Consider the following 22367-nt stretch of genomic DNA (forward strand, 5'->3'; position numbering starts at 1 on the left):
ATAAAATGTTTTCACGCTAATGACAAACAGCGTTAGAATTGGCTTATGCCTTAGCGGTGCCGCCTTGTAGAACCAATGACCTTGACGATAGCAGCAAGATCGATCTCAAATGTCATTTGGCTTTTCGTTCACCCAAGCTTTGACCTGAAAGCGAATAGAGTCGCGACTGATGATCGCCTATGATTGCGATTGGGTCGTTAGCTGAACGGCAACCAATGCCTTCCTAGTGTCTGCTTTTGCCCCCTAGCGGACCTCAAATCGGTCCAACGCGAACGTCCGCTAGTGGGGCGGTTGCTGACTGGCTGCGCTTATTTCAACAAGGTTCCGGCCCTACGTCGCAAATTGGGTTGCTGCCTGGTAGGCGTTGAACAACAATTATGTTGTATCGGACATTAGCACGATCGTTGTTCGATAACTTTTCGTCCCGTCCACGTCGATCTAGATGTTTATAGAGCATTGGTCGCATCCAAAATTATTTGCTTTGGCGGGGTTTTGGATCAGATCTCGTTCTTAAAGGTGATCACTGGTAATCGGGACATTTCCATTGCGAGGGTCAGCATCTCCCGCGCATCGATGCGGGGATTGAAATTCTGAATTTTGGAACTGAGATACAGGGGTTTTGACATGCGTACCGTTTTTGGATTTGTTGTACTCGTCATTACCCTTTCCGCCTGCTCCGGTGGGGATGTGGGCGAAGACCCTTCTAAATCGTCGGAAAAAAGTGCCGCTGCAGAGACAGGCAGCGCTTCGATTGTTGCGGCGGATTACAGCAAATCTTTTGACCGGGCATGGGAAAGGGCCGGCGAAGGTCGAAGCCCGACATCGGCATGTGCCGGTGTCGTAGGCAGGGCTGTCGGAATGCTTAAAACCAGCGCAACAGATGGTCAGCCCAAGGCCGATGCGCTCACGGCGCTGAACGCCTGTTATGTTCGGGCCATGGCGCGCTATGTCGATGAGAGGCTTGCTGCCGGTAGCCAGGGATCGGCGCCATGCATGGATTTGCTAAAGGCATTGCCGGTTCATCGTCGTTCTCTGGGGAGTTTTATGGACGATGTCGGGGAAGATAAGGCGGACTATGATCGCCGCCTTAACGATCTGATAGACGACAAAGTACGTGCGGCGTGTCCCGACTCCGCAACGGTTCTACTCGGCGCATAATGCTTATTACATAGTGCATATTTTGTTTGGTTTCACGCGGGGTTCGAGAAGCCGGGCTATAAGGTCAATAACAGCATACCGGCCGATGAAGGTTACAGGCCGGTCCCATTGTAAAAATTATCGGATGGAGATTAATGATGCGTAAAATGGTGATAGTTTCTGTGGCCTCGCTCTTGCTGGCAGGTTGCAATTCTTCAGATACCGGCGCTTCGCCGAACGGCGGTGAGGACGCACAGGTCCGGTTGAACGGCGAAGACGGAAAGGAAGCGCTGAATGTCAGCATCGGCGCCGATCTGGCCGTGGATATGCCTAAAGGATATACGCTTTATCCCGGCGTAATGGTCATTACCAAGTCCAATGTGGATCAGGGCGACAGCATAGCATTGGTGGTCGTCATGGCCAGCAAGGATTCGCCTGAAAAGCTGGTGTCTTTCTACCGCAAGCAAGCCGAAGCCGCGGGAGTTGAATTCAGTGTGGATAGCAAAGACGGAGGAACCCAAACACTCATGGGCAATAGCCCGGACGGTACCATATTTGTACTAAGCGCTCTTGCTGACGAAAGTGGCACGACCGCGCAACTCACGGTGGGCGTGCCCAAGGATAGCTAAAGCGCCTCACACATGGTTAACCAACAGCTTTCAGGAGAGCCTGGCCAGGCAAACGGTTGCGGATGACTGCAACTGGGTGGGAGGCGGACATCATGCTAGGCACCGTGATCAACTCGCTTTTGCCGCTCGGTATTCATGCGTCGGATATGTCTCTCGGAACGTTCGGTCGAAAACGCGCCAATGCCCGCGAGACGTCGTCCTTCAATCCACAATGTCAGCAGGCCGAAGACAGCAAACGCCGACAAAATGCCGGAGATCTCAATCCAGTAGGGCGCACTGAAGAAGCCTATTGCCCCGCCGTAGACAATTAACGGTGCCGCTGCCAACAACCTAAGTTGGAACGTCTGCGGCCCACACCAGTCGACTTTCGCCCACTCACGATCAACATATTTTCTGAGAGACGCAAGTGAGCCCATTTGCGGAACATAGCTGTCAATGAGCGATGTCTCCAACAGAGGCGGCAGAGGAAATAAAGACGATATATCGTTTGTACAGTCTTTCGCACCCAAAGCCGACATTCGATCAATCGGCGAGTTCAACCTGCCGGACATCATAGCCGGACTTGTTGAGGTCGACGATAAGGCCTTCCAATTGTTCGCGATCCTTGGCTTCGCATTCGATATCGGTGATCAGGCCCTTGGCGGGAAGGTTGGTGAACACTCGCTGGTGATAGACTTCGATTATGTTGACTTCATGTTCGGCAAATTGTTTTACCACATTGTACAGCGCGCCGGGCTGGTCGCGCAGATGCAGGCGGAGACGCGCGAGGCGGCCTGAGCGGGCGAGATCGCGGAGCAGGACGTTAGCCAGCAAGCGGGTATCGATATTGCCGCCACAGAGCACGAGACCGACTTTTTCGCCCTTGAATTTTTCCTTGTTGCTCAGCAACGCGGCAAGACCGGCAGCACCGGCGCCTTCAACCACTGTCTTTTCGATCTGCAGCAGCAGGCTGACCGCACCCTCCAGTTCCGCTTCGCTGACCAGCAATATTTCGTCGACATATTTCTTGATGATCGCGGCGGTGAATTCGGAAGGATTGCGCACTGCAATGCCTTCGGCCAGCGTATCGCCGCCAGCGGTGACGGTTTTGCCGGTCAATTTGCCGTACATGCTCGGGTAGAGCGCGGCCTGCACGCCGGTCATCTTGATATCCGGCTTGATCGCGGATGCTGCGGTTGCCATGCCGGAAAATAACCCGCCGCCGCCGATTGGTATGATCATCCGGTCGAGATCAGGGATGGCTTCTAGCATTTCGATGGCCACGGTTCCCTGACCGGCGGCGACATGCGGGTCATCAAAAGCGTGGATGTAGGTGAGGCCGCGCTGATCGGAGAGCTGCATGGCATGCGCATAGGCTTCATCATAATTGCTACCGAAAATAACAATCTCGGCACCATGGCCACGGGTTTGTTCGACCTTCACCATCGGCGTCGTGCTGGGCATTACGATCGTAGCGGGGATGCCCAGATTCTTTGCGTTATAGGCAAGACCCTGAGCGTGATTGCCGGCCGATGCCGCGATCACACCAGCCTTGCGTTTGCTTTCGTCCATCAACAGCAGCGCGTTGAGCGCACCGCGTTCCTTATAGGCAGCGGTGAATTGCAAATTCTCGAACTTGAGAAAAACTTCCGCGCCGCTAAGCTGTGAAAGAGTGATGCTTTTCAGCGTCGGGGTGTGGACGACACGGCCTTTGATCCGGTCGTGCGCTGCTTTCACATCCTCAAAGTCAAAGGAAGGAAGGGCGGGGCTCTGCATATCATTCATATCGCCAGAGGCCCTAACGCATCTGGCCAACGAGGGAAACAATGATTATGGCCGCACAAGGGGATAAAGGAATCTATGGCGAAAATTGCATTTATCGGGATCGGCGTGATGGGCGGACCCATGGCGGGTCATCTGGTCCAGGCCGGACATGAACTGACGGTCTATAACCGGACAAAGTCGAAGGCTGAGGCCTGGGTTGCCAAACATGGCGGGTCGCTGGCCGAAAATCCGGCTGCGGCGGCAAAAGACAAGCAGATCGTGATTACTTGTGTCGGTAATGACGATGATCTGGCTTCCGTTACCATGGGACGTGACGGCGCCTTCTCGACCATGGCATCGGGTGCCCTGTTCATTGATCACACCACCGTGTCGGCGCGGATTGCCCGCCAGTTGTCGGTCGAAGCCGAAGGGCGCGGGATCCACGTGGTTGATGCTCCGGTGTCCGGCGGTCAGGCTGGTGCAGAAAACGGGAAATTGTCGATCATGTGCGGTGGTAGCAAGGAAGCCTTCGCAGCCGCCGAGATGATTATGACGGCTTATGCCGGAAGGATCGTCCATGTCGGGCGTACCGGGGCCGGGCAGACCACAAAGATGTGCAACCAGATCGCGATCGCCGGCGTACTGGAAGGATTGTCGGAAGCGTTGCGCTTTGCCCAGGCTAGCCAGCTTGATCTGGACAAGGTGCATGAAGCGATCTCGGGCGGGGCGGCGCAAAGTTGGCAGATGGACAATCGCTGGTCAACCATGGCGCAGGACAAATTCGATTTCGGTTTCGCGGTCGACTGGATGCGCAAGGATCTGGGGCTGGCGATCGAAGAAGCGCGGACCAATGGCGCGGCCATCCCGGTGGCGGCGCTTGTCGATCAATTCTACGCAGAAGTACAGGCTGCGGGCGGTGGTCGCAATGACACCAGCTCTCTGGTCTCCCGCCTTCCCAAACGCAAATAATCAAAGGTAGTTGATATGACTGGTTGGCTGAAGAATTGCAGCACTGCTTTGGGCGCGATCGCGGTGGCCGTTGTCTTCACGCCGGCAGCTGCCGAAGCCGATAGTCTCATAGAGAATGTCAATGGCATGACTCCGGACAGCCAGGGCAAGATCATCCGCTTCTCCGCGATGGTTGTTGATGACGAAGGCAAGGTCAAGCAATTGCTCGACCGTCGTGACAAGCGTCCGCGCGAGGTCGACTTTCAATTTGATGGCGAGGGCAGGACATTGATCCCGGGATTTTTCGATGCCCACGGCCATGTCATCAATATGGGGTTTGCTGCTCTGACACTGGACCTGTCGGAGACCAAATCGCTGACTGAAGCGCTCGCCAAGATCGATCGATATGCCGCGGACAATCCGAACCGGCAATGGATCATCGGCAATGGCTGGAATCAGGAGTCCTGGGGGCTCGGCCGCTTTCCAACCGCAGCTGAACTGGATGCAATAGTCTCCGACCGTCCGGTGTTTCTGTCTCGCGTCGACGGTCATGCGGCCTGGGTCAATGGTGCGGCCATGAAAGCGGCGGGAATCTCGGCCACCAGCAAATCACCTTCGGGTGGGACCATCGAGAAGGTCGGTGGCAAGCCGACTGGAATTTTCGTCGATACTGCGATGGATCTGTTCGGAGATGCTATCCCCGCTCCCAGACCGGTGGAAAATGACCTGGCGTTAAGCAAGGCGCAGGAAATACTGCTTGCCAACGGAGTAACGTCGATTGCGGATATGGGCACGACGATGCAGGACTGGCAGAGTTTTCGCCGGGCAGGCGATGCAGGCCAGCTGAAAATCCGGATTGTTTCTTATGCTGCGGGTGTAGACAATATGATTGCGATTGGCGGTCCCGGGCCATCGCCTTGGTTATATGATGATCACCTCAAGCTGGCTGGGGTTAAGCTGTATATCGATGGTGCGCTGGGCTCGCGCGGTGCTTTGTTGAAGCAGCCCTATCAAGACAAACCAAAGGAGAGCGGACTGGCGATGCTGACGTCCGCGCAGCTCAAGAACAAGATGAGCCGGGCAGCGATGGACGGCTTCCAGACCGCGGTTCATGCGATTGGCGACAAGGCGAATGACGAAATATTGTCCGCAATCGAAGAATTGGCCTATACTTACAAGGGCGACCGGAGATGGCGGGTCGAACATGCACAGATAGTCGATCCTGCTGATTTGGGTCGTTTTGCAGCCACTGGAACCATCGCCTCGATGCAGCCTGTTCACCAGACGTCTGACCGGCTGATGGCCGAATCGCGACTTGGGCCCGATCGTCTGGTCGGTGCTTATGCCTGGAGATCGTTGCTTGATTCGGGCGCGAATCTGGCATTTGGCACGGACGTTCCCGTCGAATCCTCCAATCCTTTTGCCGGACTGGCCGCTGCGATGACCCGCGAAGATGCCGCCGGTCAGCCGTTCGGAGGATGGATGCCGGAGGAACGGCTGAGCCGCGAACAAGCCTGGAATGCCTATACCAATGGCGCTGCATATGCTGCTTTTGCCGAAGATCGCCTGGGGAGCCTCGAGGTCGGAAAAAGGGCGGATTTCCTTATTGTTGACCAGGATATCCTGCTCGCGACGCCGGCACAGGTTCGAAGCGTGAATGTTCTGCAAACCTGGATCGCCGGCAAGCCAGTATTGGTACAGAATTGATCAGGCGAGTTTAAGTGGTTTGGAAACAGGACAACTTGATAATTTGTTTCGGTTTTGCAGTTGTGAAAAATGGCAGTTTGAGCTAAACAATTCTGTAGAAGGTCGTCGGATAATAAAATACCTTCTCACTACAATGGGGCGCAGGAGGTTCGGATACGAACTTTTACTCTTTGTAAATTGACTTAATTGGAGCATTATTATGAATCTCGGTAAATTGGCTGCTGGTATTGCAGCAGTATCTTTGGTTGCGGCTCCTGTCGCAGCTCAAGCAGTAAACAGCGCAGCGCCAGCTGTTGAACGTCTGGGCGCGAATTCTTCGTCCTCAGAAAAGCTCGAAGGTTCCAATGGAATCCTGATTGCTCTGCTGGCAGCAGCAGCGGTTATCGCTGGCATCATCATCATCGCTGATGACGATGATCCAACAAGCCCTTGAGCTTAAGCAAATTGATTTTAGGACGGGGCGATTTTCGCCCCGTTTTTTTTGATCTCAGCTGTCCCCGCTAATGTGGACATTCTTGGTAAACCACCTTTTCATTTACTCCTCACCATTGCATATTGCCCATGTCGACTCTGAACATTTCAAGAAAAGGCTGGCTTTGTGACTGCACCCGTTCGCTTTCCACGATTTTTCGTAACCAATCCCAGTCCGTGCCCTTATTTGCCCGGCAAAAGCGAGCGGAAGGTTTTTACCGAGCTGAACGGCCCCCATACTGAAGAATTGAATGATGCTCTGGGTCGGATCGGATTTCGCCGAAGCCAGAATGTCGCCTATCGTCCCAGTTGCCTGGATTGCAAAGCTTGCGTTTCGGTTCGGGTGTTGGCGCATGAATTCCAACCGAGCAACACCCAGAGAAAAATAATCCGGCGTAACAAGGATCTGGTTGTGGAAGCCTGCGAACCCTGGGCGACCGATGAGCAATATCAATTGCTGCAGAAATATCTCGCAAAACGGCACCCCGGTGGCGGCATGGCGGAAATGGACGAGATGGACTATTCCGACATGGTCGAACAATCGCCTGTCAAAACCTTAGTGGTCGAATATCGCGAACCGACACAGGACGGCAGCAAAGGCCGTCTGGTCGGCGCCTGCCTGACCGATCAGCAAGGCGATGGCCTTTCGATGATCTACAGTTTCTTCGACGCTGAACATGGCGAGCGGGCTGGCCTCGGCAATTATATAATCATGGATCATATCCTGCGCGCCAAGAAGGCGGGATTGCCTTATGTCTATCTCGGCTATTGGGTCGATGGATCGCCACAGATGGAATATAAGGTTCGCTATCGTCCCATCGAACGGCTTGGTCCGGATGGCTGGAGCCGCTTTGATCCATCCGCCTTGCTGAAACTGCAATGTCCGAACTAATTCCGGATCAATAGGCCATCAAAAAAGGCCTGCGAACAAAAACGGGTTGGCAGGCCTTTTTTTGTTTCGTCAGATTATCAGTCGTACATGCAGCGCGCCTGCTGACATCCCTTTAGCGGCGCAGCTTTTGCTGCCGGTTTCCAGGCCTTCTTAGGAGCAGGTTTCCAACGTTTCTTGTAGGTCGGCTTTGAATATACCACTTCCTCTTCGATATAAGTCGTTGTCGTTGTGGTCGTAACCGGCGCGGATTGTATGACGATCGTCGTCACCATCGGTTGCGCCTGCGGATAATAATAGGCCTGACCATATTGTCCGTTCCAGCCGCTGGGATAGGCCGGGTAGGTCTGCGGCGGCTGTGGACGGTGATGCTGGACCGGCGGGTGATCCGGATAACGAGCAGTCTGTTGCTGGTCATAGCCATATTTCTTGAGCAGCTTGCGACAGCGATCGGTGCCCTGATCAATTGCGGCTCCTGCAACAGCTCCAAGGCCGCCGCCGATCAATGATCCGCCCAAACGGTTCCCGCGACCCGCAATCCTGTTGCCGGCAATCGCGCCAATCGCACCGCCAACAATCGCGCCACCGATGCCGCTGCTTGTCTTGCACCGTTCGAGATAGGCGAGTTCTTCGGAGCGCTGGTTGTTGTAACCGCGATCATCCGGATAAGGCGCATGATGCTGGGGACCAGAATTCTGAGCCTGCCCAGCCCCCCAATGCGGGGCCATTTCGCCGTCTCCGATGAACGTACCGGAATATTCGCCTTCATAGACCCGGCCGTCGGCATCACGATAGGTGCCTTGCCAATCTCCTTGGTAGCTGCCGTCTTCCTGATAGGCGCCTTGCCAGTCGCCCTGATAGGTCGATCGCGGGTCATTATAGGCGGATGGCGTAGACATTACACGGTCATCGCCGGCGAACACTGCAGGGTCATAGGTTGCCTGGCCTGCGCGATAGCCGTCCTGATAGCCTTGATTATAGCGATCCCAGTCGACATTGTAGCGTGCATCCTGGACCACCCCCTGACGGTCGGTCAGCACGGCGTCGTCATAATAGCGCGACCAGCCATAGCCGGCACTTGGCTGGCTTAGTCCGTAATAGCCGAAATTCCCGATGAAATAGCTAGGCTGGACATAAGTCTGTGGCAGACGGAATCCGCGGTGGGGTCTGCTATAGCCCTGACCATAGCCTACACGACCCTGGCGAACAAAGCTCCCACCTGGCCCGCGGCTATTCATGTGCCGGGTGTTGCCCATGTTCTTCATGCGGTGCATTTTGCCACCCGATTGGGCATGTCTCATTTTGCCCATGTTCTTCATCTGACGCATATTGCCTCTGTTGGGCATGGTCTTGGCCCCTGAAGCAGGGTTGGCCAGTGCTGTCGAAGAAGCAAAGGAGAGGTCGATCAAAGAGTTTGCGGCATCGTCCGACACCGAGTCGACAGCAGCATGAGCCGATGCTGACGTCATCGCGAAAACACCGGCAAGGCCAGCAAGTAAAAGGGTCTTCATGGTTAACAACTCCCTGATTTCGAGCATGCACCGAGCATGTCCGACCGAATTTTGGTTAACAGTTGTTTACCATTTTTCGGGGGCTTTGGCCATTAGGGGGTTGTAAAATAGAGTAGATTTAAACTGGTGTGTCGAAATGGAACATCTTGGTTATCACAGGGTTAACCAAGATAATTAGCAATTGCCTCGATCAGCGACACCAAACCGTCCTCGTCTTCCGTGCCGAAATGGTCGGGCAGGGGGCTGTCGAGGTCGAGAACCGCGATCACGGCTCCGTTCTTGAATATCGGTATTACCAGCTCGCTGCGGCTGTCGGCATCGCAGGCAATATGACCGGGAAAGGCGTGAACGTCGGCTACCCGCTGGACAAGCCCTGAGGCCGCTGCCGCGCCGCATACGCCCGAACCGATCGCTATCCTGATGCAGGCTGTTTTGCCCTGGAAGGGGCCGAGCACGAGCTCATTATCGATAACGCGATAGAAGCCGGCCCAGTTGAGCCCCGGAACATATTGCCAGATCAACGCCGCGACATTGGCCATATTGGCGATAGCATCGGGCTCGCCGTCCACCAAAGCGGCGGCGAAGGATGTCAGCTCGGCGTATAATTCTGCCTTGGGTTGATCTTTGTCGATCGCAATTTCTAACATTGAGCGGTTTCCTGCTAGTCTTCAGCTTCCGGTTTCTTCACCGGGTCATATTTGGCAAACCAGCCCATGATATTGTCGACCTTGGCGATCAGCTGGCTGGGCCTACGGGCAATAAGGTGGGATGCACCCGGTACCCTTACAAGCACTGTATCGACTTTCTGGACCTTGAGAGCGGTGTAGAATTGTTCGGCTTCCCAAGCGGGCGTGCGGAAGTCGGCTTCGCCGACCATGACCATCGTCGGTGTCTTGACGTTATTGACGATGGAAAGGGGCGATCGGCGCCAATATTCTTCCGGTTGCTCCCAAGGTTGGGCGCGGAACCAATGCCGGCTGACGAAGCGCGCAATGTCCCCGGCCAGCGCCATGCTGGTCCAGTTGATTACCGGTTTGATCGTTGCCGCTGCAGCAAAGCGATCGGTTTTGCCGACAGCCCAGGCGGTCAATACGCCGCCACCCGAACCGCCGGTGATGAACAGGCGGTCTTTGCTGACATAATTTTTGGCGATCAAAGCGTCGACCACGCTCATCAGATCGTCATGATCATTGCCCGGATAATTCAGATCAATCAGCTGAGCGAAATCCTGGCCATATCCGGTAGACCCTCTTGGATTGGCGTAGACTGTGACATAGCCTTGTGCTGCATAGCGTTGAATTTCAGCGGCAAAATAAGGACCGTACATGGTCGCCGGGCCGCCGTGAATTTCCAATATCATCGGGAAGCTTCCGTCGGGACGGAAGCCGGGGGGCAAGGCAATCCAGGCTTCTATCTCTCTGCCATCGTGGCTCGACGAGACCTTGATCTCCTCAATCCGCGCGAGGTCCAGATGACCCAGCGCATCCTCGTTCAATTGTGTCAGCTGGCGGCCATTGCCACTGCCACGGGTCAAGGCGACTTCGGCGGGCCTATTGGTGCTTCCCTTTGTATAGGCGATCAGCGGGGAACTTCCACCGGCCTTGCTGGCCACGGAAAAGCTGCCGGCGGCATAGGGGCGACCGAGCGATGTGCCGCCGATATCCTTGACCAGATTGCGGACATTACCCGACAGATCAATCGAAACCAGCGTCAATATTCCCTCGACTTCGACCTGGCCGACAAGCGCCTTGCCGTCGGGCCGCCATGCAATATTATCGACCGAGCGATCATAATTGACCGTCAGATTTTGCACGCCGCTGCCGTTGGCTGCCATCAGATAGACATTATTCTGCTGGTAGGATTTCAGCTCGTCGTCATATCCGAGATAGGCGATGCGCGCCCCATTGGGGGCGACCTTGGGCGCAAAATCTGGTCCGTCGCGCTGGGTCAACGGGGTTACGGTCTCGCTGGAGAGGTCTACCCGGTAGATTTCACTTTCGATCGGATCCAGATCGGCGTCTTCGGCATCGTTTCCGGTAACCAGCAATGCGCCGTTGCCCAGCCATTGAGGGCTGTCGAAGCCATTTGTTCCGTGGGTCACCTGCCGCGGTGTACCGCCTTCGGTATTCAGAGTGAAAATCTGTGTTTTGCCTTTGGGAAGATAGCCTGCGCCGTCGAACCGGAAAACCAGATCATCGACAACCCGAACGGGTTGTGCCCATTCGGCCCCTTCGGGGCTTTTCGGCGGCTTGGCAAAGCCTGCGCGTTCATCGGGGACCAGCATCGAGAATGCGACTGTCTTGCCATCGGGCGACCAGACCGGGGCGCCGGGGCCGTGTTCCAGCTGCGCCAGCGAAAAGCTGTCGCCACTGTCCTGATAGCGCAGACGAAGATCCGGCTTGCCGTTGGTCGATGTCAGATAGATCAGACGGTCGCCGTTCGGAGACCAGCGGACCGAGCTGCTCGAGCCTTGCCCGCTGACGAGTGGCCGGTGTTCGCCATTGCGCGTATCGATTGCCCATAGATCACTGACCACCTGGTCGGCGAACTTGTCCATCGATTTGCGGGCATAGATGATGGTGTTGCCATCCGGTGATATTTGCGGGTCATCGGCATATTCGAGATCGAACACGCGTTCGGCGGTGAACCGGCGGCTGTCATCCCCGTCGTCGGCAAGAGCCGCTGTGGCCAAGGATGGCAGGCTGCATATGGCGAGCAAATAACGCGTTTTCATCGAGATCCCCTAAATCCGTTAAATTTCTTATGAGGAAAACCGGCGCTTTGCCAACTGGAAACAATAGTCTCGGGAGGCCTGATTTACGGCTGCGCCTTATTGCCGCTCAATCGAGGCCCGGTTTCCCGCGCATTTTTTTGACATTTGATTTTTTCTTCTTGGTATCAACGCGCCGGGCCTTTGCGGCTCCGCTTGGCCTGGTTTTAATCCGGCGAGCGTCACGCTCATAGGCCTGTTCTACCATCTCGTTCACTCGCCGCCGTGCTTCGGCCCGGTTTGCTTCGCGGGTTCGATAGGCGCGGACCGTGATGATCAACTCGCCGCTGCTGGTCATCTTGCGGCCGGCTAGTGTTTTCAATTTGCGAAAGGCATAAGGTTCCAGACGGAGAGCGTAGACATTGACGCGCATCTGGACCGCTGTCGCCACCTTGTTGACATTTTGTCCGCCAGGACCGCTGGCGGCAAGAAATGTCTCGGTGATCGCGCTTTCGGGGACTTCAACCATATATGGTTCCTAGCGCGATGGGCGGCCTCGCAACAGGACTTGTTAACCGGGCTTGCGATTTGTTGTTAATCTTTGACAATTTTGTGATCTATTTGCCGTCAAATTCGATCGATTTTGATCTAAATCGATCTTTTTCGACGCTCCATCGGCAAAAAGTTAATTTTTTTTTCGGAGCATCCGAGAGTCCTGAAACGACTCATTCCTGCGGGTTGCAGAGTCATTCACCTGCTCGCGACTCATGCTCAATCCTGCGTTAGGGGAAAATTAACCTTTTACGTTCATTGATCTTATGGTTAATAAATGATCCATCGGGTCGGCACAGCGGTCGATCTGGAGCGAGTAATTAAGAAAAGGGGCTGCCTGATGCGCGTGCTGCTGATTGAAGACGAACCAACGACCGCAAAAGCGATTGAGCTGATGCTGACAACCGAAGGTTTCAACGTTTACACCACGGACCTGGGCGAAGAGGGGCTCGATCTCGGCAAACTTTATGATTATGATATCATATTGCTCGATCTGAACCTGCCGGACATGCATGGTTATGATGTGCTCAAGAAGCTGCGTGTCGCGAAAGTGCAAACGCCCGTTCTCATTCTTTCCGGTATTAGTGAAATGGACAGCAAGGTCCGTAGCTTTGGTTTCGGTGCCGATGATTATGTCACCAAGCCTTTCCACCGCGACGAGCTGGTTGCCCGCATTCATGCGGTTGTCCGTCGTTCCAAGGGCCATTCGCAGAGCGTCATCCGGACCGGCAAGCTGGCGGTTAATCTGGATGCCAAGACGGTTGAAGTCGATGGCAATCGCGTGCACCTAACCGGCAAGGAATATGCAATGCTGGAGCTGCTCTCCCTCCGAAAGGGAACGACGCTCACCAAGGAAATGTTCCTCAACCATCTTTATGGTGGCATGGACGAGCCGGAACTCAAAATTATCGACGTGTTCATCTGCAAGCTCCGCAAAAAGCTGGCTCTGGCCTGCGGCGGAGACAATTATATCGAGACGGTCTGGGGTCGGGGCTATGTCCTGCGCGACATCGAAGAAGAAACCGCGCCAACCGCGCAAGTTGCTTAGAAGACAGTATATTCATTACCCAAAACTGGTCTGACTATCGGACCTCAAATCGGTGGAGCCAAGTTGGTTCCGCCGATTTTTTTATGCGCTAGTGTCGAGATACCAGCGCTCTGACCCTTGCAGCGCCAGCGCAGTCAGTTTTTCCGAATAATAGGCGCCGGTGTCGATCCCGATGCGGGTGCCGGTCTCCACGACGTCATCATTGATCGTGTGACCATAGACAATGATCTTCTCATGGGCTTCCTGAGCCGAAAGAAACTCCTCGCGGATCCAGCGCAGGTCCTTCTGGCGCTGTTCGGACAGCGGCACGCCAGGACGGATCCCGGCGTGGACAAAAGCATAGTCACCGATAATGATCTGGTCCTCGAAACCGGAAACAAAATCCACGTGTTCCTTGGGAAATAGTTCCGGAATGCGCAGAGCCAGCTGCGTCATATCCAGTTCCATATATTCCTTCATCGTGATGTCGTAACTCAATATCGTCTCGCGGCCGCCGATCCGGTTGAAGAACCGGACAGATTTTTCGTCACCCGCGGCTGCCGACAGATAGACTTCTTCGTGATTGCCCATCAGGAAACGAACATTGCCGAACGTTTCTTTGGCCTGCATCGCCGTGTCGATGACGCCGGCGCTGTCCGGGCCTCGATCAACCAGATCGCCCAGAAAGATGATTTCGCTCTCAACAGAACCGCGTTCGCCATCATCCTTCATGATCTTGTCCAGCAACTGCTTCAAAAGGTCATTGCGACCGTGGATATCGCCAATAGCATAGACCCGCCGTCCGTCGGGGACGGTCGCGCTGTCAATCGGCCGAACGTGATTTTTTTTGCGTAAGAGGCGTTTCAACATGATGCTAAGAAATCTGTCCTGAGAAACGAAGTTTCAAGGGTGGGTCGATATATTTCTGTCTCTGGCGGCTTTATAGCCCGGAATGACCTGAACGGCCGCTGACAATCGTCAGCTTTCCACTACAAATGTGAGGCCCGCATTGTCTTCCAGACGCTTGACCAGCTTCTTGCCCATCAACGCGCCCGGGGTCCAGACGCCACCACCGTTTGTGATCTTGTCCTGGGCAAGGCAAAGCGCCGATTCAGCGATCATCTTGCTGGTCGATCCATAGCCGGGGTCCTTGTCGCCTTTAACGCAGAGGCTGGCAGTTTCGCCATCGGCCGTCTCTCCGAGAAACAGGAGGTCATAAAATCCATTCTCGCGCTGTTCCTTGGTTGGTCCTTCGCCTGGCTTCGGGGCATCGCTGCCACCGAATGGATTGGCCTTGGCGAGCATTTCAGCCGCCTGTTTGCCAAGATCTCCCGGGCTGGTGACGACCATTTCATCATATTTGAAATCTTCGCCATAGGCAAAGTCGAGCAGCACATTGGTCCGGTGGACGTTCTTTGTGTTGATCGCTGCCATGATGAACGGCGCAACCCAGCTGTCGATGGTTTTGTCATATTTGGGGATCAGCATATTGGGCTGGTCCGGTCCTTCAAAACCCGGTGTCAGGCCGAAGCTGCTTGCCAGGACTTTGACAAGACCGGGGTTTTTGGCGATTGCCTTCATTGTTTCCTTAAGACTGGCAGCGGTTCCGCCCGAGAAGGTACCTTCCATCGCGCGAACCCGGCCGCGAACGCGGGTTGCCGGCTTGCCGAAACGCTTTTGCATGTCGTTCTGCAGCATCAGCACGCCAAGATCGAAGGGGATGGAATCAAAACCACAGGAAAAACAGATCTGTGCGCCGGACTTTTCAGCCGCTTCCTGATGTTTGTCGATCATCTCGCGCATCCATCCCGGTTCACCGCAAAGATCTACATAATGGGTGCCATTCTTGACACAGGCGGCGACCAGTTCGTCGCCGTATAATTGATAGGGCCCAACTGTTGTCAGGACCACCTTGGTGCGGCTTGCCATCATGTCGATCGACGCGGCGTCGTCTGAATCGGCGACGACCAGCGGCGTGTCCTTGGGCGCGCCGATGAGATCGCGAACTTCTTCTAGCTTGGCGATGCTGCGTCCGGCCATCGCCCATTTCGGAGCGTCTTTGCCAACGCCATATTGCTGCGCCATATATTCGGCGACCAGGCGACCGGTATAGCCGGTTGAACCATAGATGATGACATCAAATTCGCGAGTATCGGACATAGCGAGCGCTCCTGCAGATTGTTTAATCGGTGGGTTAATTGTCTTATCTATGGGCTACAGCTTTGCCAGAGTCACACCTTTTTGCCGCATATATTTGCCCGAACGGTCTGCATAGCTGGTCTCGCAGGGCTCATTGCCTTTGAGGAACAGGAACTGGCAGGCGCCTTCATTCGCGTAAATCTTCGCGGGCAGGGGGCTGGTGTTGGAAAACTCCAGGGTCACATGGCCCTCCCATTCCGGTTCCAGCGGCGTGACATTGACGATGATCCCGCAGCGGGCGTAGGTGGACTTGCCGAGGCAGATCACCAGCACATCGCGCGGAATCCGGAAATATTCGACTGTCCGGGCCAGCGCGAAACTGTTCGGCGGGATGATGCAACAATCGGTCTTGCGGTCGACGAAACTATCCTCGGCAAAATTCTTGGGATCGACGACGGCGTTGTTCACATTGGTAAAAATCTTGAACTCGTCCGACACCCGCGCGTCATAGCCATAAGAGGACAGGCCGTAACTGATGCAGCCTTCCCGCTTCTGGGCTTCGACAAAAGGTTCGATCATTCCGGAATGTTTCGCTTCGTTGCGGATCCAGCGGTCGGATAAAATGCTCATATCAAATTCCTGTTGGTGATCATGGTCGCACTACGTTCCAGTTTATCGGGCCGTCAACCCCGCTGATCCGGCGCATGTCTGAAGCGCGCCACATCACCCAGGGTTTGGTGGCGTAATCGGGCGGAAAAAAATTGGCTTCGAGCCAGAAGGTGCGGTCGATGCCGCTGCTGATATTGTACATTTCCTCGAACTCGCGCGATACCGCAAGAATGGCGGGCTTTTCGCTATGGGCTTCGATCTGGTTGAGAAACATATTGAGCTCGCTGAGTACCAGCGCGCGGCCAGGGCGATCGCCGCACCCATTGTCAAAGGCAAGGCGGACGGCAGGCGGTAGCATATTGTCTCCGCGCGGTACGGTGGTGACGAACATCGTCGCCTGATCGGTTGCTAGGCGACAGAGCGAATAATTGTGGAGCGCGCCATAGCGTATCCCGGATTCCCGAGCACCCTTGATATTGGCTGCAAATCGCGCATCCCGCTTTTCAGCGCCGCTGGTCGCCTGGATATATGCAAAGTCGACACCGGTCGCGCCGGCAACGTGCCAGATGATCTCGCCATGACTCTGATCGACAGAAATGCCCTGTATCGGATATTGGTCGCGGGCAGGAGCCCAGCTGACGGCAATATTGCGCAGGATGAAGGCGATCACCACCAGCACCACGGCAATCGTGGCAAGGCTGATCAGTGTTTTTCTAATGTTTCGGTTGGCCACCCTGTTTCCCTGATACGCAGCGGAAGAATCACTCAATTCTTGATATGTAATACGCAGATCAATGTGAAGAGCCGCCGCGCGGTCTTGAAGTCAACCTCGATCTTGCCCTCCAGTCGTTCGACCAGCAGGTCGGCGCCCTGATCATGTACCCCGCGTCGCGCCATATCGATGGTTTCGATTTCTGTGGCGCTGGCTTTGCGGATCGCTTGGTAATAGCTGTCGCAAATCGCAAAATAATCCCGGATCGGCCGCCGGAACCGTCCCAGCGCAAGGATCAGCGTCTCCAGCGGTTCGCCATTTTCGCGTCCGATGGAAATAACCAGCCGGCCTTCCTGGACGCTCAGCTTGAGCTGATAGGGTCCGGCATAGCCATCGTCATGCGCTTTGAGAGGTTTGAAATGGTTTTCTTCGATCAGATCGAAAATAGCGATCCGCCGCTCCTGTTCGATATCGGCATTGCGCCACAGGATTGTGGTTTCGTCGAGTTCGACGGATATGATGCGCGGATCGGACATTGCGCCCTGTTGCCGCAGCACCGGTCTCAGGACAAGGGTTTTTGCAGTGCAACATTACCGCACGATCTTTTCCACAGGTCTGTCCCCCGAACTTTACGAGATTTTTCTCACCGCCTCTTGCCCTGAATCGATTCAGCGTCGATGAAGAGTCATGGCTGAAGTGATGCGTTTCCAAAATGATGAACATGAAGAACAGCGCCTGCCGCGCAATGTCGAGGCAGAGGCGACTTTTCTGGGCGCGCTACTGATCGACAATCGAGTCGCGGAAGATGTCCAGATCCGGTTGCGACCCGAACATTTTTTTGAACCGCTCCACGGTCGTATCTACGAACAGGCGCTGAAGCTGCTCGACAAGAATATGGTGGCCACTCCGGTGACGCTGAAACCCTATTTCGAGTCGGACGAAGCGATGCGGGCGCTAGGCGGTCCATCCTATCTGGCCAAACTGACCGGGGATGGCGCAGGCCTGATCGGTGCTCGCGATTTTGCCAATCAGATTTACGATCTGGCATTGCTGCGCGAATTGGTGAGCGTCGGGCGGACATTGGTCGAAAGCGCTCTCGATACCAGCGAGACGGTCGACCCGAAAGAACAGATCGAGGAAGCGGAAACCGCTCTCTACCGTGTTTCCGAAGGCGAAGCGCAGGAAGGCGGCGTACGCTCGTTCCTGCAGGCATCGACCGAGGCCCTGACCAACGTCGAACGGGCTTTTAACAGCGGTGGCAAGGTATCGGGTATCACCACCGGCCTCAGCGATGTGAACGCGAAAATGGGCGGTCTGCACCGAAGCGATCTGCTCATCCTGGCGGGTCGTCCGGGCATGGGCAAGACCTCGCTCGCCACAAATATCGCGTTCAACGCGGCGCACCGCTATCTCCGTGATATGGAAGACGGGATCGCGCCAGAAGATTCCCTCGGCGCGAAAACAGTGTTTTTCAGTCTGGAAATGTCAGCGGATCAGCTGGCGACCAGAATATTGTCCGAACAGGCCGAGATCAGTTCGGAAAAACTGCGGATGGGCGCGATCAGCCGTGATGACATGCACCGGCTCGCGCTGGCTTCGCGGGAATTGCAGGATCTGCCGCTGTTTATCGACGATACGCCGGCGCTGACCATTGCGGCGTTGCGGACCCGCGCACGGCGGTTGCAGCGGCGCCAGGGTATCGGACTGATCGTGGTCGATTATCTTCAGCTCTTGCAGGGATCGGGCCGGGCCAATGATAACCGGGTCAACGAAATCTCGGAAATCAGTCGTGGTCTGAAGACGCTGGCAAAAGAATTGCAAGTGCCGGTGATCGCGCTGTCGCAATTGAGCCGGCAGGTGGAAAGTCGCGAAGACAAGCGACCGCAGCTTTCCGATCTGCGCGAATCTGGTTCGATCGAGCAGGACGCGGATATCGTGATGTTCATTTTTCGCGATGAATATTATCATCTCGCGATCAAGCCGGACCAGCCAGACGGCAATTCGACGCCGGAACAGATTGCCAAATATTCCGCATGGGAAGCCGATCACCAGAGTAAGGTCAACAAGGCTACCGTGATCGTTGCGAAAAACCGACAGGGCTCGACCGGCAATATCAATCTCAGCTTCATCGCCGAATTCACGAAATTTGGTGATCTGGCGCAAGAGGATATGCCCGACGAATATTAGGGTCGGGGTTGTTTCTTTAGCTCCGGTGGCGGCGCGCGGACTGATCGAAGCCGGGCAAGGGAAGAGGAGATGCGACCATGGAAATCTGGATGCGTATCATCATATTGCCGGTTATTTCGCTTTTCCTGTTCATTGGTCTCTCTATCGGCGTCGATACCTGGAAATTTCGCAATAATAGTGCAGCCGGGACCGCTGAGATAATATCGTTACGCGCAGAGCAAAATAGCACATCACGCTCTGACGGTCCCTCCAGAGACTTTGTCACTCATTACCCCACCGTCCGTTTCGTTACCGATCAGGGCATGGAATATGAGATGGAAACGACACAGGGTCTTCAGCCACCGATAGCCAAAATAGGCGACCGGGTTCCGGTCCGCTATTCTGCCGACGGAAATTGGGTGCAGGTTCGCCTTGAATATGGCGCCTGGCGGGATTGGCTTCTTGCTGGCTCGATCACTTTTTTCAGCTTGGTCTTTTTTATATGCGCGCTGTTTTTAACCAAGCGTAATGTTCCGAAAATCTGACGAATGAACCGGCGTTGCGAGCCAGCCCGCCTGCTTGGCCGACGTTAGAAAATCGGATCGTTGGCGCCGCTATCATCCGCATCGGGCAATGGCGTCACATCTTCGTGAATACCGCATTCGGACTTGTCCCAGCCTCTCCAGCGTCCGGCGCGGGGGTCTTCGCCGGGCTTCACTTTCGATGTGCAGGGCGCGCAGCCGACCGAGAGATAGCCTTCGGCTTCCAGCGGATGGCGCGGTAGATCATGCGATTCGAAATAGGCTTCGAGATCTTCTTTGATCCAGTCGCCCAGCGGATTGATCTTCAGACGGCCGTCATCGATTTCGAACCGCGGAATATTGTTGCGGGTGACCGACTGGAACGCCTTGCGTCCGGATATCCAGCTGTTGAGACCGGCTTTGGCGCGGGCCAGTGGCTCGACCTTGCGGATCTCGCAGCAGCCATCGGGGTCATAGGACCAGCGCAGGCCGTTCTCGTCTTTCTCGGCGAGCACGGCGGCTTCGGGTTCTACAACATTGCTGTTCTTGATACCGAGAGTCCGGACCAATGTATCACGATATTCCAGGGTTTCCGGAAACATCTTGAGCGTATCGACAAAGGTCACCGGAATGGTCGGATCGACCGCCGCGACCAGATGGAGCAGAACCGCGCTTTCGGTACCGAATGATGATACCACTGCGACTTCGCCTAACTCGCGCTCGTCAAACAATGTCTTGAGCATTTCAGACGTGCCGATGCCTTCGAACCGCTGGTTCAGCGCGTCGGCGTCGGCCTGGGTAAAATCCGGACGAACATCGATCGTGTCGATTTTGCGTGCTGGTTCACCCATGGCGTTTCCTCCAGATTGGTACGCGCTGGTCGGACGTTGCCTGATAGACATGCTCGAAACGTTTCAAGGCTTCTTCCATCAACTGCGGGTTGATCGGCGAATTGGGTGCAAAGGCATCAAAGCCGCATCGCCGCATATGCGAGATCTGGTCGAGCAGCACGTCGCCACTGGCGCGCAATTCGCCTTTATAACCGGACTCGCGAAGTATCTGTGCCGCAGAATAGCCGCGACCATCGCCAAAGGCTGGAAAATCAACTTCGATCAGCGACAGGCGGTCGAGAAAGGGCCGCAACAGCCGCGCATCTTCGCCCGCTTCGATGCGAACAGCAGTGGCGTTCGATTGATCCAGGAAGGAGTCTAGAGAAACCGCTGGCTCTTCATGCACTTCATCATCGCGTAAACGGATAGTATCACCCATAAATAGCCTCCTTGAACCGGGCCATGCCGACACGGCGGTAGGTATCGATAAATCGCTCTCCGTCCTCGCGTTGTTCGAGATAGAGATCGGTAACCGTTTCAATGGCGTCAATCACGCCGTCTTCGGTAAATCCGGGTCCGGTAATCTTCGCCAGACTGGCGTCTTCCGCGCCCGATCCGCCAAGCAGCAACTGGTAGTTTTCGGTGCCTTTCCGGTCGACACCCAATATGCCGATATGTCCGGCATGATGATGACCGCAGGCATTGATGCAGCCGGAGATTTTTAGCTTCAACTCGCCCAGTTCCCGCTGACGCCCGAGGTCTGCGAAACGTTCGCTGATTTTCTGGGCGAGGGGAATCGAGCGGGCGTTGGCGAGGCTGCAATAATCGAGGCCAGGGCAGGCGATACTGTCGGTGATCAGGTCGAGATTGGCCGGAGCCAGACCTGCTTCATCGAGTTTCTGCCAAAGCGCATAGAGGTCGCTTTTCCTGACATGGGGGAGAACAATATTCTGACTGTGGGTGACCCGCAACTCGTCGAAACTATATTGCTCCGCGAGATCCGCCATCAGGTCGATCTGCGCCGATGACGCGTCGCCGGGAATGCCGCCGCGCGGTTTCAGGCTGATTGTAGCAATCGCATAGCCGGGCTGTTTGTGCGCGGAGATATTCTGATCGACCCAAAGGGCAAAATCCGGATCGGAAAGATCGAGCTCATCGCTCGCCTGTTTGTCAAACGGAGGGTCTTGAAAAAATTCGGTGATCCGCGCTAGTTCTTCAACCGGAGGGTTGAGGCCCAGCTGCTTCATATGGGCGAATTCTTCCTCGACCTGGCGCGTATATTCTTCCTTGCCGAGTTCGTGTACGAGGATTTTGATCCGCGCCTTATATTTATTGTCGCGCCGCCCGTAGCGATTGTAAACGCGCAGGCAGGCTTCGGCATAGCTGATCAGTTCGTCCGCCGGAACAAAGGCCCGAACTTCCGGTGCAATCATCGGGGTACGGCCCATACCGCCGCCGACAAAGAATTTCGCACCCAGTTCGCCTGCGTCATTATGCACCAGCTGGATTCCGATATCATGCAGGCGCATCGCCGCGCGATCGGTGTCGCTGGCAATGACAGCGAATTTGAATTTACGCGGCAGATAGGAAAATTCGGGGTGAAAGCTCGACCATTGCCGCAATAATTCTGCCCAGGGACGCGGATCCGCGATCTCGTCGGCGGTTGCACCGGCGAACTGATCAGAGGAAATGTTGCGGATGCAATTGCCGCTGGTCTGGATGGCGTGCATTTCGACGGAAGCGAGATCGGCGAGAATGTCTGGCGCGTCTTCCAGCTTGATCCAGTTATACTGGATATTCTGCCGCGTCGTGAAATGACCGTAGTCACGGTCATATTTGCGAGCGATATGGCCGAGCATCCGCATCTGCTTGCTGCTCAACGTGCCATAAGGAACGGCAACGCGCAGCATATAGGCGTGGAGCTGCAGGTAGAGGCCATTCATCAGCCGGAGCGGCTTGAACTGGTCTTCGGTCAAATCGCCGGCGATGCGGCGTTTAACCTGGTCGCGAAATTCTTCGACGCGCGTGTCGACCATCTTTTGGTCATATTGGTCATATTGATACAT

23 protein-coding genes are annotated in these 22367 nt (G+C 55.3%); 10 read left to right on the forward strand and 13 right to left on the reverse strand.

All coding sequences use genetic code 11. From position 1 onward, the window contains the following. The first annotated feature begins 624 nt into the window (after positions 1 to 624). The 3 genes from V7680_RS09375 to V7680_RS09385 all read left to right on the forward strand — a co-directional run bounded on the left by V7680_RS09375 (position 625) and on the right by V7680_RS09385 (position 2077). Positions 625 to 1158, forward strand: a complete 534-nt coding sequence (locus tag V7680_RS09375; protein WP_335653029.1) for a hypothetical protein — start codon at positions 625 to 627, stop codon at positions 1156 to 1158. Between the two features lie 146 nt (positions 1159 to 1304). After that, positions 1305 to 1766, forward strand: a complete 462-nt coding sequence (locus V7680_RS09380; RefSeq protein ID WP_335653030.1) for a hypothetical protein — start codon at positions 1305 to 1307, stop codon at positions 1764 to 1766. A gap of 62 nt (positions 1767 to 1828) precedes the next feature. Further along, positions 1829 to 2077, forward strand: a complete 249-nt coding sequence (locus V7680_RS09385; protein ID WP_335653031.1) for a hypothetical protein — start codon at positions 1829 to 1831, stop codon at positions 2075 to 2077. 211 nt (positions 2078 to 2288) lie between these two features. Here V7680_RS09385 and V7680_RS09390 read toward each other — a convergent pair whose 3' ends face one another. Continuing rightward, on the reverse strand, positions 2289 to 3530 hold the full coding sequence (locus V7680_RS09390) for a threonine ammonia-lyase (RefSeq protein ID WP_335653032.1): 1242 nt from the start codon (positions 3528 to 3530) through the stop codon (positions 2289 to 2291). 75 nt (positions 3531 to 3605) lie between these two features. Between V7680_RS09390 and V7680_RS09395 the strand changes: the two genes are divergently transcribed. The 4 genes from V7680_RS09395 (at position 3606) to V7680_RS09410 (ending at position 7527) form a co-directional block, all read left to right on the forward strand. Beyond that, the gene (locus V7680_RS09395; protein WP_335653033.1) at positions 3606 to 4478 is read left to right on the forward strand and encodes an NAD(P)-dependent oxidoreductase; all 873 of its coding nucleotides are present in this window, start codon (positions 3606 to 3608) and stop codon (positions 4476 to 4478) included. 15 nt (positions 4479 to 4493) lie between these two features. Continuing rightward, on the forward strand, positions 4494 to 6164 hold the full coding sequence (locus V7680_RS09400) for an amidohydrolase (RefSeq protein ID WP_335653034.1): 1671 nt from the start codon (positions 4494 to 4496) through the stop codon (positions 6162 to 6164). A 199-nt stretch (positions 6165 to 6363) separates the two neighbouring features. Beyond that, complete coding sequence (locus tag V7680_RS09405; RefSeq protein WP_335653035.1) at positions 6364 to 6597, forward strand: hypothetical protein; 234 nt, start codon at positions 6364 to 6366, stop codon at positions 6595 to 6597. A 165-nt stretch (positions 6598 to 6762) separates the two neighbouring features. Then, positions 6763 to 7527: an arginyltransferase gene (locus V7680_RS09410; protein WP_335653036.1), complete on the forward strand. Its 765-nt coding sequence runs from the start codon at positions 6763 to 6765 to the stop codon at positions 7525 to 7527. Between the two features lie 77 nt (positions 7528 to 7604). On the opposite strand, the gene V7680_RS09415 is transcribed toward V7680_RS09410, so the two are convergent. The 4 genes from V7680_RS09415 to arfB form a co-directional block, all read right to left on the reverse strand. Continuing rightward, on the reverse strand, positions 7605 to 9035 hold the full coding sequence (locus tag V7680_RS09415) for an RcnB family protein (RefSeq protein ID WP_335653037.1): 1431 nt from the start codon (positions 9033 to 9035) through the stop codon (positions 7605 to 7607). A gap of 161 nt (positions 9036 to 9196) precedes the next feature. Continuing rightward, positions 9197 to 9682, reverse strand: coding sequence for a GAF domain-containing protein (locus V7680_RS09420; protein WP_335653038.1), 486 nt, complete (start codon positions 9680 to 9682; stop codon positions 9197 to 9199). Positions 9683 to 9696: 14 nt separating this feature from the next. Then, positions 9697 to 11769 (reverse strand): S9 family peptidase, encoded by a 2073-nt coding sequence (locus V7680_RS09425; protein WP_335653039.1) that lies wholly within the window; start codon positions 11767 to 11769, stop codon positions 9697 to 9699. A 106-nt stretch (positions 11770 to 11875) separates the two neighbouring features. After that, entirely contained in the window at positions 11876 to 12274 is a 399-nt protein-coding gene (arfB, locus tag V7680_RS09430; protein ID WP_335653040.1) for an alternative ribosome rescue aminoacyl-tRNA hydrolase ArfB, read from the reverse strand. A gap of 363 nt (positions 12275 to 12637) precedes the next feature. Here arfB and ctrA point away from each other — a divergent pair, with 363 nt between their 5' ends. After that, positions 12638 to 13345 carry a response regulator transcription factor CtrA gene (gene ctrA / locus V7680_RS09435; RefSeq protein WP_335653041.1) on the forward strand — a complete coding sequence of 236 codons (708 nt, stop codon included), beginning with the start codon at positions 12638 to 12640 and terminating at the stop codon, positions 13343 to 13345. 81 nt (positions 13346 to 13426) lie between these two features. On the opposite strand, the gene V7680_RS09440 is transcribed toward ctrA, so the two are convergent. From V7680_RS09440 to V7680_RS09460, 5 genes are all read right to left on the reverse strand, one after another. Then, positions 13427 to 14194: a metallophosphoesterase family protein gene (locus V7680_RS09440; protein WP_335653042.1), complete on the reverse strand. Its 768-nt coding sequence runs from the start codon at positions 14192 to 14194 to the stop codon at positions 13427 to 13429. A gap of 108 nt (positions 14195 to 14302) precedes the next feature. Further along, positions 14303 to 15484 carry a saccharopine dehydrogenase family protein gene (locus V7680_RS09445; protein ID WP_335653043.1) on the reverse strand — a complete coding sequence of 394 codons (1182 nt, stop codon included), beginning with the start codon at positions 15482 to 15484 and terminating at the stop codon, positions 14303 to 14305. A gap of 54 nt (positions 15485 to 15538) precedes the next feature. Then, entirely contained in the window at positions 15539 to 16093 is a 555-nt protein-coding gene (dcd, locus tag V7680_RS09450) for a dCTP deaminase (protein WP_335653044.1), read from the reverse strand. 19 nt (positions 16094 to 16112) lie between these two features. Then, on the reverse strand, positions 16113 to 16805 hold the full coding sequence (locus tag V7680_RS09455) for a glycoside hydrolase family 25 protein (protein ID WP_335653045.1): 693 nt from the start codon (positions 16803 to 16805) through the stop codon (positions 16113 to 16115). Between the two features lie 32 nt (positions 16806 to 16837). Further along, on the reverse strand, positions 16838 to 17320 hold the full coding sequence (locus V7680_RS09460; RefSeq protein WP_335653046.1) for a UPF0262 family protein: 483 nt from the start codon (positions 17318 to 17320) through the stop codon (positions 16838 to 16840). A gap of 151 nt (positions 17321 to 17471) precedes the next feature. Here V7680_RS09460 and V7680_RS09465 point away from each other — a divergent pair, with 151 nt between their 5' ends. Both V7680_RS09465 and V7680_RS09470 read left to right on the forward strand, forming a co-directional pair. Next, positions 17472 to 18971, forward strand: a complete 1500-nt coding sequence (locus V7680_RS09465; RefSeq protein ID WP_335653047.1) for a replicative DNA helicase — start codon at positions 17472 to 17474, stop codon at positions 18969 to 18971. Positions 18972 to 19048: 77 nt separating this feature from the next. After that, the gene (locus V7680_RS09470; RefSeq protein ID WP_335653048.1) at positions 19049 to 19495 is read left to right on the forward strand and encodes a DUF3592 domain-containing protein; all 447 of its coding nucleotides are present in this window, start codon (positions 19049 to 19051) and stop codon (positions 19493 to 19495) included. A 44-nt stretch (positions 19496 to 19539) separates the two neighbouring features. Here V7680_RS09470 and V7680_RS09475 read toward each other — a convergent pair whose 3' ends face one another. From V7680_RS09475 to V7680_RS09485, 3 genes are read right to left on the reverse strand one after another with little or no spacing between them, the layout of a single operon-like run. Then, positions 19540 to 20322, reverse strand: a complete 783-nt coding sequence (locus V7680_RS09475; protein ID WP_335653049.1) for a phosphoadenylyl-sulfate reductase — start codon at positions 20320 to 20322, stop codon at positions 19540 to 19542. Then, positions 20315 to 20740: a DUF934 domain-containing protein gene (locus V7680_RS09480; protein ID WP_335653050.1), complete on the reverse strand. Its 426-nt coding sequence runs from the start codon at positions 20738 to 20740 to the stop codon at positions 20315 to 20317. The genes V7680_RS09475 and V7680_RS09480 overlap by 8 nt, the downstream gene beginning before the upstream one ends. Next, a complete protein-coding gene (locus V7680_RS09485; protein WP_335653051.1) occupies positions 20733 to 22367 on the reverse strand; it encodes a nitrite/sulfite reductase in 1635 nt (544 codons plus the stop codon). Before V7680_RS09485 ends, V7680_RS09480 begins: the two co-directional genes overlap by 8 nt.

The organism is Parasphingorhabdus sp. (assembly GCF_036963705.1).
Lineage (GTDB): Bacteria > Pseudomonadota > Alphaproteobacteria > Sphingomonadales > Sphingomonadaceae > Parasphingorhabdus.